The sequence below is a fragment of the Ruegeria sp. ABV3_008 genome (genome assembly GCF_056161185.1).
Genome location: NZ_JBSWYP010000011.1, coordinates 61,950 through 75,327, shown reverse-complemented (window position 1 = coordinate 75,327; position 13,378 = coordinate 61,950). Strand labels below are relative to the sequence as shown.

Annotated in this window: 15 protein-coding genes and 1 pseudogene; 11 read left to right on the top strand and 5 right to left on the bottom strand. The window is 58.4% G+C overall.

The features are described 5' to 3' along the window. Position 1: 1 nt before the first annotated feature. The 11 genes and pseudogenes from hisD (at position 2) to ACXAH8_RS17775 (ending at position 10,519) form a co-directional block, all read left to right on the top strand. Positions 2 to 1,333 carry a histidinol dehydrogenase gene (hisD, locus tag ACXAH8_RS17825; protein WP_475220092.1) on the top strand — a complete coding sequence of 444 codons (1,332 nt, stop codon included), beginning with the start codon at positions 2 to 4 and terminating at the stop codon, positions 1,331 to 1,333. Then, complete coding sequence (locus ACXAH8_RS17820; RefSeq protein WP_475220091.1) at positions 1,330 to 2,382, top strand: ester cyclase; 1,053 nt, start codon at positions 1,330 to 1,332, stop codon at positions 2,380 to 2,382. The genes hisD and ACXAH8_RS17820 overlap by 4 nt, the downstream gene beginning before the upstream one ends. Then, complete coding sequence (locus tag ACXAH8_RS17815; protein WP_475220090.1) at positions 2,382 to 3,146, top strand: SDR family NAD(P)-dependent oxidoreductase; 765 nt, start codon at positions 2,382 to 2,384, stop codon at positions 3,144 to 3,146. The genes ACXAH8_RS17820 and ACXAH8_RS17815 overlap by 1 nt, the downstream gene beginning before the upstream one ends. Further along, positions 3,146 to 4,189 carry a LacI family DNA-binding transcriptional regulator gene (locus ACXAH8_RS17810; protein WP_475220089.1) on the top strand — a complete coding sequence of 348 codons (1,044 nt, stop codon included), beginning with the start codon at positions 3,146 to 3,148 and terminating at the stop codon, positions 4,187 to 4,189. Before ACXAH8_RS17815 ends, ACXAH8_RS17810 begins: the two co-directional genes overlap by 1 nt. Then, positions 4,186 to 5,175, top strand: coding sequence for a nuclear transport factor 2 family protein (locus ACXAH8_RS17805; RefSeq protein WP_170768220.1), 990 nt, complete (start codon positions 4,186 to 4,188; stop codon positions 5,173 to 5,175). Before ACXAH8_RS17810 ends, ACXAH8_RS17805 begins: the two co-directional genes overlap by 4 nt. Positions 5,176 to 5,323: 148 nt before the next feature. Continuing rightward, on the top strand, positions 5,324 to 6,283 hold the full coding sequence (locus tag ACXAH8_RS17800) for a cupin domain-containing protein (RefSeq protein ID WP_475220088.1): 960 nt from the start codon (positions 5,324 to 5,326) through the stop codon (positions 6,281 to 6,283). Beyond that, positions 6,280 to 6,882 carry a class I SAM-dependent DNA methyltransferase gene (locus tag ACXAH8_RS17795; protein ID WP_475220087.1) on the top strand — a complete coding sequence of 201 codons (603 nt, stop codon included), beginning with the start codon at positions 6,280 to 6,282 and terminating at the stop codon, positions 6,880 to 6,882. Before ACXAH8_RS17800 ends, ACXAH8_RS17795 begins: the two co-directional genes overlap by 4 nt. Before the next feature lie 10 nt (positions 6,883 to 6,892). Then, positions 6,893 to 8,017 carry a cobalamin-independent methionine synthase II family protein gene (locus ACXAH8_RS17790; protein WP_475220086.1) on the top strand — a complete coding sequence of 375 codons (1,125 nt, stop codon included), beginning with the start codon at positions 6,893 to 6,895 and terminating at the stop codon, positions 8,015 to 8,017. Beyond that, the gene (locus tag ACXAH8_RS17785; protein ID WP_475220085.1) at positions 8,014 to 8,709 is read left to right on the top strand and encodes an alpha/beta fold hydrolase; all 696 of its coding nucleotides are present in this window, start codon (positions 8,014 to 8,016) and stop codon (positions 8,707 to 8,709) included. The genes ACXAH8_RS17790 and ACXAH8_RS17785 overlap by 4 nt, the downstream gene beginning before the upstream one ends. Beyond that, on the top strand, positions 8,706 to 9,401 hold the full coding sequence (locus tag ACXAH8_RS17780; protein ID WP_475220084.1) for an RraA family protein: 696 nt from the start codon (positions 8,706 to 8,708) through the stop codon (positions 9,399 to 9,401). The genes ACXAH8_RS17785 and ACXAH8_RS17780 overlap by 4 nt, the downstream gene beginning before the upstream one ends. A 358-nt stretch (positions 9,402 to 9,759) precedes the next feature. After that, positions 9,760 to 10,519, top strand: a pseudogene (locus ACXAH8_RS17775) (IS5 family transposase). 174 nt (positions 10,520 to 10,693) lie between these two features. Here the strand turns inward: ACXAH8_RS17775 and ACXAH8_RS17770 are convergent. The 5 genes from ACXAH8_RS17770 to ACXAH8_RS17750 are packed head-to-tail and all read right to left on the bottom strand — an operon-like array spanning position 10,694 to position 13,375. Further along, positions 10,694 to 11,518 (bottom strand): cell envelope integrity TolA family protein, encoded by an 825-nt coding sequence (locus ACXAH8_RS17770; RefSeq protein WP_475220083.1) that lies wholly within the window; start codon positions 11,516 to 11,518, stop codon positions 10,694 to 10,696. Then, positions 11,515 to 11,910, bottom strand: a complete 396-nt coding sequence (locus ACXAH8_RS17765) for an ExbD/TolR family protein (RefSeq protein ID WP_475220082.1) — start codon at positions 11,908 to 11,910, stop codon at positions 11,515 to 11,517. The genes ACXAH8_RS17770 and ACXAH8_RS17765 overlap by 4 nt, the downstream gene beginning before the upstream one ends. Then, positions 11,907 to 12,278: a biopolymer transporter ExbD gene (locus tag ACXAH8_RS17760; RefSeq protein ID WP_475220081.1), complete on the bottom strand. Its 372-nt coding sequence runs from the start codon at positions 12,276 to 12,278 to the stop codon at positions 11,907 to 11,909. The genes ACXAH8_RS17765 and ACXAH8_RS17760 overlap by 4 nt, the downstream gene beginning before the upstream one ends. Next, the gene (locus ACXAH8_RS17755) at positions 12,268 to 12,933 is read right to left on the bottom strand and encodes a MotA/TolQ/ExbB proton channel family protein (protein ID WP_475220080.1); all 666 of its coding nucleotides are present in this window, start codon (positions 12,931 to 12,933) and stop codon (positions 12,268 to 12,270) included. Before ACXAH8_RS17755 ends, ACXAH8_RS17760 begins: the two co-directional genes overlap by 11 nt. Positions 12,934 to 12,937: 4 nt before the next feature. Then, complete coding sequence (locus ACXAH8_RS17750) at positions 12,938 to 13,375, bottom strand: hypothetical protein (protein WP_475220079.1); 438 nt, start codon at positions 13,373 to 13,375, stop codon at positions 12,938 to 12,940. Between the last annotated feature and the right edge of the window lie 3 nt (positions 13,376 to 13,378).

Genomic DNA, 13,378 nt, shown 5'->3' with positions numbered 1-13,378 from the left:
TATGGCAATCGAGTATCTCAAACGCGGCAAATCCGACGCTGATCGGGCCGAAGATGACGCAAAAACCCGAGCCGTGGTCGAGGCCACGCTGAAAGACATCGAAACCCGTGGTGACGCCGCCGTGCGCGAGCTGAGCGAGAAGTTCGACAACTATTCCCCCGCCTCGTTCCGCTTGTCGCAGGAGCAGATCGACGATCTGATCGGCCAGCTGACCGACCGCGAGCTAGACGATATCAAGTTCGCCCAGGAACAGGTGCGCAACTTTGCACAGGCGCAGCGGGACTCGATGCTGGATATCGAGGTTGAAACCCTTCCCGGCGTCATTTTGGGCCACAAGAACATCCCCGTGCAATCGGTTGGCTGCTATGTGCCCGGCGGCAAATTCCCGATGGTGGCCTCAGCCCATATGTCGGTTGCGACGGCCAGCGTGGCGGGCGTACCGCGCATCATCGCCTGCACGCCTCCGTTCCAGGGCAAGCCGAACCCGGCGGTGATTGCTGCCATGCATCTGGGTGGCGCGCATGAGATCTATGTGATGGGTGGTATTCAGGCCATCGGCGCGATGGCGCTGGGAACCGAAACCATTGATCCCGTGCACATGCTGGTTGGCCCCGGCAACGCCTTTGTGGCCGAGGCCAAGCGCCAACTGTTTGGCCGTGTGGGCATCGACCTGTTTGCTGGCCCGACCGAGACCATGGTGATCGCCGACGAGACCGCAGCAGACGCGGAACTCTGCGCAACCGACCTGTTGGGTCAGGCCGAGCATGGCTATAACAGTCCCTGCGTGTTGCTGACCAATTCGCGCAAACTGGCCGAGGATACTCTGGCCGAGGTCGACCGCCTGCTGGGCATCCTGCCCACCGCCGACACCGCGAAAGTGTCCTGGGCCGAATATGGCGAGGTGATTGTCTGCGACACCTACGACGAGATGCTGAAAGTTGCCGACGACATCGCATCCGAGCATGTGCAGGTAATGACCGACCGCGATGACTGGTTCCTTGAGAACATGACGTGCTACGGCGCGCTATTCCTTGGCCCGCGCACCAATGTGTCGAACGGGGACAAGGTGATTGGCACCAACCATACGCTGCCCACTAAAAAGGCCGGGCGCTATACCGGCGGACTCTGGGTGGGTAAATACCTGAAAACACACAGCTACCAAAAGGTTCTGACCGATGAGGCTGCGACGCTGATCGGCGAATACGGCTCTCGCCTGTGCATGCTGGAAGGCTTTGTTGGCCATGCCGAACAATGCAATGTCCGGGTGCGGCGCTATGGCGGGATCAACGTGCCCTATGGCGAGGCGGCCCCGTATCGGGACGCAGCGGAATGAGTGATGTCCATACGCAGCACAAATCCCTGATCGCTCCTCTCAGGGCGGCTATGTATGACTTTACAGAAACGGGTGTGCGGCAGTCGCTGGCAAATGTCAGCGCTCCGGATGCCCTGTTTCGGTTGTGCCACCCGTTCGGCGACAGCACAGGCAGCGACGCGTTTTATGACACCGCCTTTAAGGGCCTGCTGAACGCGTGGCCTGATCTGGAACGGCGCGACTACATCGTCATAGCCGGGCCGGATGAACACGGCGCGGATTGGGTCGGGTGCGGCGGCTACTATACCGGCACCTTCATTGGGCCGTGGCTGGATATCCCCCCGACCGGCCATCAGGTGACGATGCGGTTCCATGAGTTCTATCGCTTCCGCGAAGGCAAGATTGTCGAGATGCAGGCGCTGTGGGACATCCCCGAAGTGATGATGCAGGCCAACGCTTGGCCCATGGCCCCAAGTCTGGGGCTCGAATGGCATGTGCCAGGTCCCGCGACGCAGGAAGGTTTGGTACCGGGGCCATATGATGCCGCTAAGGGCCAGCAGACATGCCAGCACATCATCGACATGCTGGATCACCTCAAAAAACACCCCTCGGAAGGCGGGCCAGAGGTGATGGAGATGGAGAAGTTCTGGCATCCCCGCATGAACTGGTACGGCCCGGCAGGGATCGGCACCGGGCGCGGCTATGCTGGGTTTCGTAACTGGCACCAGATTCCGTTCCTGAATGGGATGCCGGATCGCGGGAAGTATGTGGATGACATCACCTATCACTTCTTCGGCGATGGCGACTATGCCGCTGTCACCGGCTGGCCGAACATGATCCAGACGGTAACCCATGACGGCTGGATGGGGATTGCGCCCTCGGGCCAGCGGATCACCATGCGCAGCCTTGATTTCTGGCGGCTCGAGAATGGCCTGATCCGCGAAAACTGGGTTCTGGTCGATCTTCTGGACGCTTATCGCCAACTTGGCGTTGACGTGTTCGCCCGTCTGCGGGAATTCAACAAGGCCCGGAATATGGGCCGAATTGAAATACCGGATGGAATGAGCTGATGACTGAACTGCCCCGCACCCCCTCGTTTTCGCTGAGCGGTAAAACCGCGCTGGTTACCGGTGCCTCCTCGGGTATCGGTCAGGGCTGCGCCGTGGCGCTGGCCGAAGCCGGGGCGCATGTGGTTTGTGCGGCGCGCGGGGCAGACCGACTGGCAGAGACCGTCGCCGCGCTGCGGGCGCAGGGCTGGTCGGCCGAGGCTGCTGTGGTGGATCAGGGTGACTTGCAGGCGCTGAAACAGCTGTTCGAAAGCCGCGCCTTTGACGTGGTGGTCAATTCCGCCGGAACCGCGCGCCACGGCCCGGCAATCGACACCACGCCCGAGGATTTCGACGCGGTGACCGACGTCAACCTGCGCTCGGCCTATTTCTTGTCATCCTACGCGGCCAAAGCGCTGCTTGAGGCGGGGCGGCCGGGGTCGATCATCCATATCTCAAGCCAGATGGGCCATGTCGGCGGTGTGGACCGGGCGCTGTACTGCGCCACCAAACACGGGCTTGAGGGCATGGTAAAAGCCATGGCGATAGAATGGGGCAAACAGCGCATCCGCATCAACACGGTTTGCCCGACCTTCATCCGCACGCCGCTGACACAATCCACCTTCGACAACCCCGAACGGGCCGCGTGGATCATGGACAAGATCAAGCTCGACCGCGTGGGCGAGGTTGAAGACATAATGGGCGCGGTGACCTATCTGGCCTCGGACGCCTCGGCTTTGGTGACGGGCACCTCGATGCTGATTGACGGCGGGTGGACGGCGGACTGATGGCTGAAAAAGTCACATCCCTGCAGGTTGCGCAACTGGCCGGTGTCAGCCAATCGGCAGTTAGCCGGGTGTTCACGCCCGGTGCCTCGGTCAGCAAAAAAACCGAAGACAAAGTGCGCAAGGCGGCCGCCGAACTCGGGTACAGACCCAATGTTCTGGCCCGCGCAATGGTGTCGGGCAAAAGCCGGATCATTGGTCTGGTGGTGGGGTATCTCGAGAATTACTTCTACCCCGAGGCGTTAGAAAAGCTCTCCAACGCGCTGCAGGAACAGGGCTATCACGTGCTGATTTTCATGGCCTCACGCTCGGCCGGTAATATTGACGACGTGATGGACGAGATTCTGGATTATCAGGTTGACGGGGTTATTCTGGCCTCGGTTCCGATGTCCTCGGATATTGCCACGCGCTGCCAGCAGGCCGGTGTTCCGGTTGTATTGTTCAACCGTACGCAGGATCTAGACGGGATCACCACAGTGGCCTCGGACAACTATGCGGGCGGGCGCAAAGTGGCCGAGTTTCTGCTGGCCGGAGGGCATAATCGTATCGCCTATATCGCGGGTTGGCAGGGCGCCTCGACCCAGCGCGACCGCGAGGCGGGGTTCCGTGCGGCATTGGCAGAAGGCGGGCAGGATGTGTTCGCCCATGATGTCGGAGATTTCCACACCGAAAACGCCCGCGCCGCCGCCCGCCGGATGTTTGATGTGGCGCCCGGCAAACGGCCCGACGCGGTATTTGTGGCCAATGATCACATGGCTTTGGCCGTGATGGACGTGATCCGCTTCGAACTAGGCCTGCGTGTGCCCGAGGATGTCTCGGTCATCGGCTATGACGACGTGCCGCCCGCCGGGTGGCCTGCCTATAACCTGACGACAATCCGCCAGCGCGCAAATCTGATGGTGGCTGAAACCGTCACCGCACTGCTTGACCATATCGACACCCCGGCCACGGCCGAACCACGCAAAGTGGCCATTGACGGGCCGCTGATCGTGCGGACCTCGGCGCGTTTACCGAAGGGGTGGAAACCACAAAGGACTGAAACATGAAGGGCTTTGATCCGAAATTCCGGGATTTCCCGGACTACATCATCGGGATCACCAAAGAGATCTGGGAAGATCGCGGCATCGCCACGCTGCATGACTATTACAGCAAAGACATCGTCGTGCGCTCGCCTGGGTCGGTGGTGCTTGGCAACCAGAACGTGATCGGCGCGACCATGGCGACGCTGGCCGAATTTCCCGACCGTCAATTGCTGGGCGAGGATGTTATCTGGTCCGGTACGCCGGAAGAAGGGATGCTGAGCTCTCACCGGATCATCTCGACCGCGACACATTTGGCTGAGGGCGTTTACGGTAAAGCGACCGGAACCAAATTGCGCTATCGGATTCTCGCCGACTGCCACGCCATCGACAATCAGATCAATGACGAATGGCTGATCCGCGATCAGGGGGCGATCGTGCGCCAGATGGGTTGGGATCCCAAGGAATACGCCGCCGATCTGATCGCGCGCGAAGGTGGTCCTGAGAACTGCGTCAAACCGCTGACACCCGAGATCGACCAGCCCGGCCCCTACATGGGCACCGGCAACGACAATGAATGGGGTCAGCGCTACGCCGATATCCTGACCCGGATCATGAATGCCGATATGGGTGCAATCGAAACCGAATATGATCGCGCTATACAGTCCGAGTATGTAGGTGGGGTCACCGGCCATGGCTGGGACTCGGTGGATCGGTTCTGGATGGGCTTGCGCGCCAGCTTCCCCAACGCCGAATTTAAGATCGAACACCAGATTGGCCGCGATGACCCGAATATGCCGCCTCGCGCCGCGATCCGCTGGAGCCTGTGGGGCAAGCATGATGGCTGGGGTGTCTTTGGCGCGCCAACGGGTGCACAGGTCTATGTTCTGGGCATCAGCCACGGCGAGTTCGGCGAGTTGATCACCGGCCAGCCGCAGCTGCGCCGGGAATACACCCTATTCGACGAGACATCGGTCTGGAAACAGATCCTGCTACAGGAACAGGAGAGCTGAGTGGTTGCGATGGGCCTCTCCCTGAACGCCAGTCAGACGGCACGGCGCTTTCACACGCATCGCGCCTCACTGCGCGCGCGGCGTTTGAACAACCGACCTCCCGGGGGACGGGCTTGATCCCATCACCCCCATTTTCAAGGAGACCATCATGAGCACAATCCAACAACGCATCGTCCGCTACGGCGAGCTGCAACCCTGCAAAACCGCCTTCATCGACGCCCACACGCCGGGCAGCGATCAGAAGGAAAACTTCACCATCATCGGCGGCGGCGTGTCCGAAAGCCCCGATCAACACGTCCACATCACCGACAAGATCGGCTTTAACATCGGCGCTGCGGGCCAGCCTCCGAAATGCCGGAACTCTCTGCACAGCCACACCACGGCCGAGGTGTTCTTTGTCGCCAAGGGCCGCTGGCGGTTCTTCTGGGGTCGCTATGGCACTGCAGGTGAGTTCATTGCCGAGGAAGGCGACATCTTCAACATTCCAACCGGCATTTTTCGCGGGTTCGAAAATGTGGGGCAGGATTACGGGATGATCATGTCGATCCTCGGCGGCGACGATGCCGGGGGTGGTGTGACATGGGCGCCGCAAGTCATTCAAGACGCGCAGGCCCACGGGCTGATGCTGGGTGACAATGGCGTTCTGTATGACAGCAAGAAAGGCCAAGGGCTGCCCCACAACGTGCGCCCGATGCCGCTGCTGACCGAGGAACAGTTGAAAGACTACCCCGAGGTGCCGGTCGCGGATGTGGTGGGCAAATACGTCGCCCGCTACTGGGATCTCATGGCGCTGTCGGCAAATAAACCAGCACAGGTGATTGGCGAAAACGCTCTGATCAAAGATAAACCAGGGTTCGAGGTCGACTTCCTCGGGCGCGGGTCGAGTGTCAATGATCCGATTGTCGCTGAAAAGCCAGTTGTTCTAATGCCCGCCAGCGGTCACTGGCGCATCTCGATTGATGGATATGAGACCACTCTGTCAAATGGAGACACTGCCTTGGTTCTGCCAGGGGAACGCTATAGCGTTGAACCGTCGATGACCGGACAGGCAGGTCTGTACCGGATTACAGCGACCGATGACCCGGCAGGAGCCACCTGGACAGGATGACCGCAGATCCAAACGACACGCATGCCATTTATGAACGGCAGGCGACCGACTATGACAAGCGCCGTTCAAAGGCCTTGTTCGAAGCGCGCTGGCTGGCGCGCTTCACTGCCAGCCTGAAGCCAGGCGATCGCGTTCTGGATTTAGGTTGCGGGACAGGCGATCCCATTGCGCGGTGGTTCAAGGCCGAAGGGTTTGACGTCACGGGTGTCGATTTTTCCGAAGCGATGCTGACTATTGCCCGAACCCGATGGCCCGATGGCGATTGGCGTCATGGCGATATGCGCGATTTCGAACTGGATCAGACCTTCGATGGCATCATCGCCTGGAACAGCTTTTTCCATCTGACAGCGGACGAGCAAAGGGATTGCATCGCCCGCATGTCCCGTCACTTGCGGCCCGGTGGAATGCTGATGCTGACCGTCGGTCCGCGCGCAGGAGAGGAAAGCGGAACCGTTGGATCGGAACGTGTCTATCACGCGTCGCTGTCTCCGGCAGGCTATGCCGTTTGCCTCGAAGAGAACGGGCTGCAATTGACTGGGTTTCTGGCCGAAGACCCCGAAACCCAAAGCCACACAATCCTGATGGCTCGCAAAATCTGAGGAGGTCCCGATGATCATAAAGACCACGCATGTTGGATCACTGCCACGCTCGCAGGACGTGGTGGATTTCATCTTCGCCCGTGAAAACGGCAAGCCCTATGATCCCGCAGGTTTTGATGCATGCATGACCGAAGCGGTCTCCGAGACGGTGCGCAAACAGGTCGAAGCCGGGGTAGATATCGTCAGCGATGGCGAGACCTCGAAGATTTCCTACGCCACTTATGTCAAAGACCGCTATACCGGTTTTTCCGGTGACAGCCCGCGCAATGCACCTGCGGATCTGAAGATGTTTCCCAGCTTTTTGCAGCGTTTGGCCGATGATGGTGGTACCCCGAAATATGCGCGACCCATGTGTACGGGCGAGGTGCGTTCAAAAGGGCAAGGCGAATTGCAGAAGGACATCGCCAACCTCAAGTCAGCGATGTCCCAACATGGGATCGACCGAGGCTTCATGAATGCCGCGTCGCCGGGGGTGATTTCGCTGTTTCTGCAGAATGACCACTACCCAACGCGCGAAGCGTATCTGGCCGCACTGGCCGATGCGATGAAAGAAGAATACGAAACAATTGTGGCCGCCGGTCTGGACCTGCAACTGGATTGCCCAGATCTGGCCCTTTCGCGCCATATGTTGTTCACCGATCTGTCGGACGACGCGTTCGTGAAGATCGCCAATATGCATGTCGAGGCCCTGAATCACGCTCTGCAGAACGTCCCGCAGGACCGTGTGCGCGTGCATATCTGTTGGGGCAACTACGAGGGTCCGCATTGCTGTGACATCGCAATGGACAAGGTGTTCTCCACTCTGATGGCGACCAAATCGCGCTATGTGCTGTTTGAAACTTCGAACCCGCGACACGCCCATGAATGGACCGTGTTCCGCGACCGGAAAGATGAGATACCTGATGACAAGGTACTTGTGCCAGGCGTTGTCGACACCACCACCAACTTCATCGAACACCCCGAGCTTGTGGCGCAGCGCATCGACCGGTTCTCGGGCATCGTAGGGGCGGATCGGGTGATTGCAGGCAGCGATTGCGGTTTTGGCACCTTCGCGGGCTTCGGGGCGGTCGATCCGCAGATCGCCTATGCCAAATTGGCGGCGCTGTCGGCAGGGGCAAAGCTGGCCGCGTCATGACGCCTTTGATCTTGTTGCCCGGCATGATGTGCGACGCGCGCCTCTTTGGTCCGCAGATCGACGCACTGTCAAACAGGGTGCCGTTGATGAGCTTCCCTCTGAGCGAGCAGAACAGCGTTGGGGCCATGGCCACCGAGATTCTGAACAACGCCCCTCCGCGCTTCGCTTTGGCGGGGCTGTCGATGGGTGGGATTGTTGCGATGGAAGTGCTGCGTCAGGCCCCGGATCGGGTGGAACGGCTGGCTTTGCTGGATACCAACCCGCTGGCAGAAGCGTCCGAGGTCAAAGCGCGCCGTGCGCCGCAGATGGCCGCCGTGCGCGAAGGGCGCTTGCGGCAGGTGATGCGCGATGAGATGAAGCCCAACTATCTGGCAGACGGTCCGCGACAGGGCGCCGTTCTGGACCTGTGCATGGCTATGGCCACGGATCTGGGGCCGGACGTCTTTCTACGTCAGTCGCAAGCGCTGATGGATCGCATCGACCAACGCGCGACCCTGTCGGCCTATACCGGCAAAACGCTGGTTCTGTGCGGGCGTGCCGACGGCCTTTGCCCTGTCGAACGCCACCAACTCATGCACGATCTTCTGCCTAACAGCGCGCTAACGATCATTGAAGACGCAGGGCACCTGCCCACACTGGAACAACCACAAGAAACCACAGCGGCCCTGATCCGCTGGCTGGAGGACTCATGACCCCATCGCTTCTGTCTCTGCTTCGCAAGGTCGACACGCCCACCGTATGCAACGCCATTGAAGTGGCGCAGGGCAAACGAGGCTTTGATCAGTTCACCCGGGGCACCATGCTGTGCTCTGCCCCCGATGAGCCAGCAATTGTCGGCTATGCACGCACCGCCAAAATCGCCGCCATTCACCCCCCATCCGAGCCAGCAGATGTGATCCGGGCGCGGCGCATGGCCTATTACAAATATATGGCTGAGGCCCCGGAGCCATCTGTCGCGGTGATTGAGGATGTAGACTACCCGGACTGTATCGGCGCCTATTGGGGTGAGATCAACACATCGGTCCACAAAGGGTTCGGCATGTCGGGGGTCGTCACCAATGGCGTGATGCGCGATCTTGGGGACCTACCCGATGGGTTTCCGGTGGTCGCTGGTTCGGTCGGCCCTAGCCATGGCTTCGTCCACATACGCGAGATTGATACACCGGTTTCCGTGTTTGGCATGACTGTAAGCCCAGGTGATTTGGTACACGCTGACCGTCACGGAGCACTGGTGATACCAGAGGATATTACTGTGCAACTGGAAGCGGCAATCCAGAAACTGCTGGTGACAGAGCGTATCGTCTTGGATGCTGCACGCCAATCTGGGTTTGATTTTGAAACCTTTGAAACCGCATGGGCCGAGTTCGAAAAGGCAAGAGTTTGATTGCAGCAAACAAGTGACGGATCGACCATGAAAAGTAAGACTTCGCGCTAGCGAAAGAGTAGCTCTGAACTGCCGGTGAGCTAGGCCCTATGCGCGTCAATCAGCTTCCAATTTTGACGTTTGCTGCGAAGGCCCGAAGGTTCCCTCCTCTTCCATGGCATTGGCATCACTTTTCATCTACTGGCTATTAGTCCTCGGCTCTGGAACAGGCAAAACCGGAACTCCCGCGCAGTTCCACCGCTTGGTCGCGTAGCATCTGACCCCGCGACTAAATCGGTCCAATGAACGACTACTGGAGACAAGATCCATGATATCCTTCAGGCGGTATGATTCACGATTTGAAAATTGAGTTTTGAACATATCAGATCTATTCTGGATGACGGACGCGCAGATGGCGCGTCCCGGGCCTTTCTTCTCGAAGTCCCGTGACAAGCCATGCGTTGATGACCGGCGCGTATTGAGCGGGTTTCTCGTCATCAAAATCGAAGGCATGCGATAGCGTGATGCCCCGGTAGTATCTGGGCCTCATAAGACGCGGTACATCCGTTTGAAGCTATGGAGCGATAAGGGCATCTTCGCCCGGATGATGGCTGCTCTGGCCACCGCGCATGGCGAAGAGAAGACCGTGATGATCAACGCGACTTACCTGAACGCGCACCGCACAGCGACCAGATTTAGCGTCAAAAAGAGGCGCGTGAACGCCTAGTGGGTCGGCGCCAGCCTACACTTACACGAAGCTAAATGCCATCTGAGATAGTTTGTGCAAACCGATCAACCTCTTTGTCACTACCGATCTGGTCAGTGACTAAATTGGTGCACCGGAGTCGTTAAGCAGCCTTAAGGACGTCGATTGGCTACTCGGTGACCGGGATTGTGATGCCGGCTGGTTCAGAGAAGCGTTTAAAAACAACTTGATAAGCGCCTGCATCCTAGACCGCAAACAACGCGAGACTCAGGTCAAATACGACAAGCGCAGGTACAAACGCCGCAACCGGATCGAGATCATGTTTGGAAGGCTTAAGGACTGGCGGCGCGTGGCAACCCAATACGACCGTTGCCCGAAAGTCTTCCTCTCTTCCATCGCCCTCCTCGCGGCAACCGTCATCCATCGGTTATGAATCCTGACCCTAAAGTGGCAAAATTTCCCCAATCGGAAGAACCTGTACGGCAGTTGCACAGGTCAGCCAATGCGTGCCGTGTCGCATTCCGAGTTTGTCTTTCGCACTCACGGTGTCGCGATCTGGTGCTGATCTTATGGTACTCAGAAACCTTCCGGCCTCGTGCATTCACCTCTACTTGCTCAAAATTTCTATAGTGTATTCTCGACGGGCCCCGGCAGGCGGAATTGGGAAAGGTGCAGCCGCGCGCACCTGTGACAAGGCGATCCGATCCAAACGCTTTGAACCTGAACTGCGGGCAATGTTGGCCGATACCAAAGCTCCGCTGTCAGCGATGCGAAACGTCACTAGAACCACGCCGCGGATGTTCACGCTTTTGCGTCGCACACGAAGGATCTTGCGTTTGACCTTGCCCGCGTAGTTGCTTGCATCGGCATTGCCCTGGGCCGAGGTTGAACGGGCTGTCTTTTCTGCGGCGGTTTCTCCCTTGGCGGTTTTGCCCGTTGTACTGCCTTTTTTTCTAGTGCGTTCACCATTGCCTGCTTTCGCAGCGGGCTGGGCGACTTTCTTCTCCTCAAGTTCTGCGTTTTGCACGGGAGGCTTTGGAGTTTTGCGTTTGGGCTCAGCCTCAGGCTGTTCGGCTTGGGTCAATTCGGGCTGGCTTGCCTTTTGAAGAACCTTTAGCTTCAATGCTCCTTTCGCCGAAGGCGCGACCTGTTTTGCGATAGGTTTTGCAGTCTTCGCCGCCAGCACCTCGGGGTTTGCTCGTTTTACTGGTTGATCAGGCTCTACAGTCGTGTTCCGGACCGCGATGGGCGCGGCCGCTATGGTTCCAGGAGTGAAATCCTTAAAGGACGTCCCAAGTGCCGCAGTGTCGACCGAGCTTCCACCTTCGATTTGCGTCGTCGTTTGTGTGCCAAAGTCATGCAAACCAAGACCGTGGGTGGCGGCGGCCAATACAATCGCAGATGCGGCTATGGCCCGGGACTTGGGGATCATTGCAGCGCTCTTTGTGTGACCACAAAGACCTTGTTTGCGCCCAAGGCACGAAGGGCATCACTAACCGCTTTCAGCCGCACCGCCGGAAGCGCGCGGTCAGGAACCAAGCGCACTATTTCCAGCGGCAGATCAATCGAGGCACGTTCAACATAGGCTTCAACATCTGTCAGCTCGGCCCCGCGATACTCGAGCACACCGTCGGCACGGATGACGAGCGCATCTGTCGGCTCGCGCCCTTCAAGGTCCTGCGTTTCGACCAGTTGCACCGAATTGCCAAGCGGTGGGGCAAGCGTACCGGCAATCATGAAGAAAACCAGCATCAGGAAGACGACGTTGATCAGCGCAATTGTGGGTTCTCGGGTTCGCCTTGCTTTTGGCTTCAGTTGCATCATCCGATCACCTGCGTCCGCAACTGCGCCACGCCTTTCAAAGCCGTCAGCAGGTCAATCAGTTGTTGCGAGGTTACGTTCTTGCCGAGACTGATCAATGCCATTTGTTCGGAGGTCCCGTCGAAAAGCTCTGTAACGCTATCCATGGTTGTTTCGGTCCCGTCGACCAGAAGACGACCCTGTTCTAGCTTCATAAAACGGATCGGGATGTCTTGGTCTGACCCGCTTGCCGAAGCCGTTGAAAACTCAATCTCGCCGAATTTCGAAAAGGTTGAAGTAAGCATGAAAAACAGCAGCAGCAAAAAGATGACGTCGATCAACGAGGTCATCGACAGGCGCTTGCGCCGCTTGGCGCGGGTCTCAAGTGCCATGGGCAAGGGCTGCTTTTGGTATCCCGGTCGCTTTGCATTCTGCGGCGTGACCAGGTGCGAAAACGGTGCGTAGGGCACGGTTGGTAAAAATGCGCTCACGCGTCATGCGTGCCTCGAACCAAGTCAGCACAAGCGAGGTTGGCATGGCTACGGCCAACCCTGCAGCCGTTGTCAGCAAGGCAACCCAAATACCACCTGCTAACAGTGCAGGGTCTACCGAATTTCCTGCGCCTTGTAAGGTTTGGAAGGCTTCGATCATGCCAAGAACAGTGCCGAATAGCCCCAGTAGCGGTGCAAGCTGTGACACCAGATCAAGTACGTTGAGGCCCCGTTCAAGCCCAGCAAAGCGCGCTTCGGCCTCGGCATCGGCACGCTCGGACAGAGTGCTGCTATCATCACTGAACGACATGGCGATCACTGGGGCCAGATAGCTGCGGCTTTTGTCCAGATGCGCCATCGCAGCAACCCGGTCCCGGCGGTCCCAGGCTTCAATCGCCAAAGACAGCTCGATATGGCGACCGACCCCGGCGGCCCCATATTGCCACAGCTTGTAGATGACTAGCGATAGGGTTGCGACCGAGGTTGCGATCAGGATCGCAACAACCGGCCCTCCAAGCGCAAGGACGTCTGTTAATTTCCGAATGATCGTATCCATTGGCCTATCCAATTATTTCCGTTTCAAGGCGGCTTTTGAGTGTCAGGTTCGACATGCAGGCATTCTCCATGCCTCCTTGATGCGCACATTCCTGAGCGTCGTTGATTAGGATACGAGTGATGTGGTTGCAGGCCATTCCATCGAACTGAAATTGGCGGACTCGAGGGCGCCCTGCGGGCAGATCCTCGAAATCCAGAAGCGTGAGCAGAGCAACGCCACCTTCGGCACCGAATAAGACCATTTCGTAGACGGCGCTTTCGATATCGGCGTTATAGGTATTCTTGACTAAGAAGCTGATGAGGCAACTTTGGCCTCGGTCTTCCGCAGAACTCAGCTCTATCGAAATGCCACCGACCTCTTCGGCGGAGGCAAGGCCTGCCCCCAGAATTGGGAGCAAGGCCAGCAGGACCAACCGAGCATTTCTTTTCGACGCTATTCGCATTAT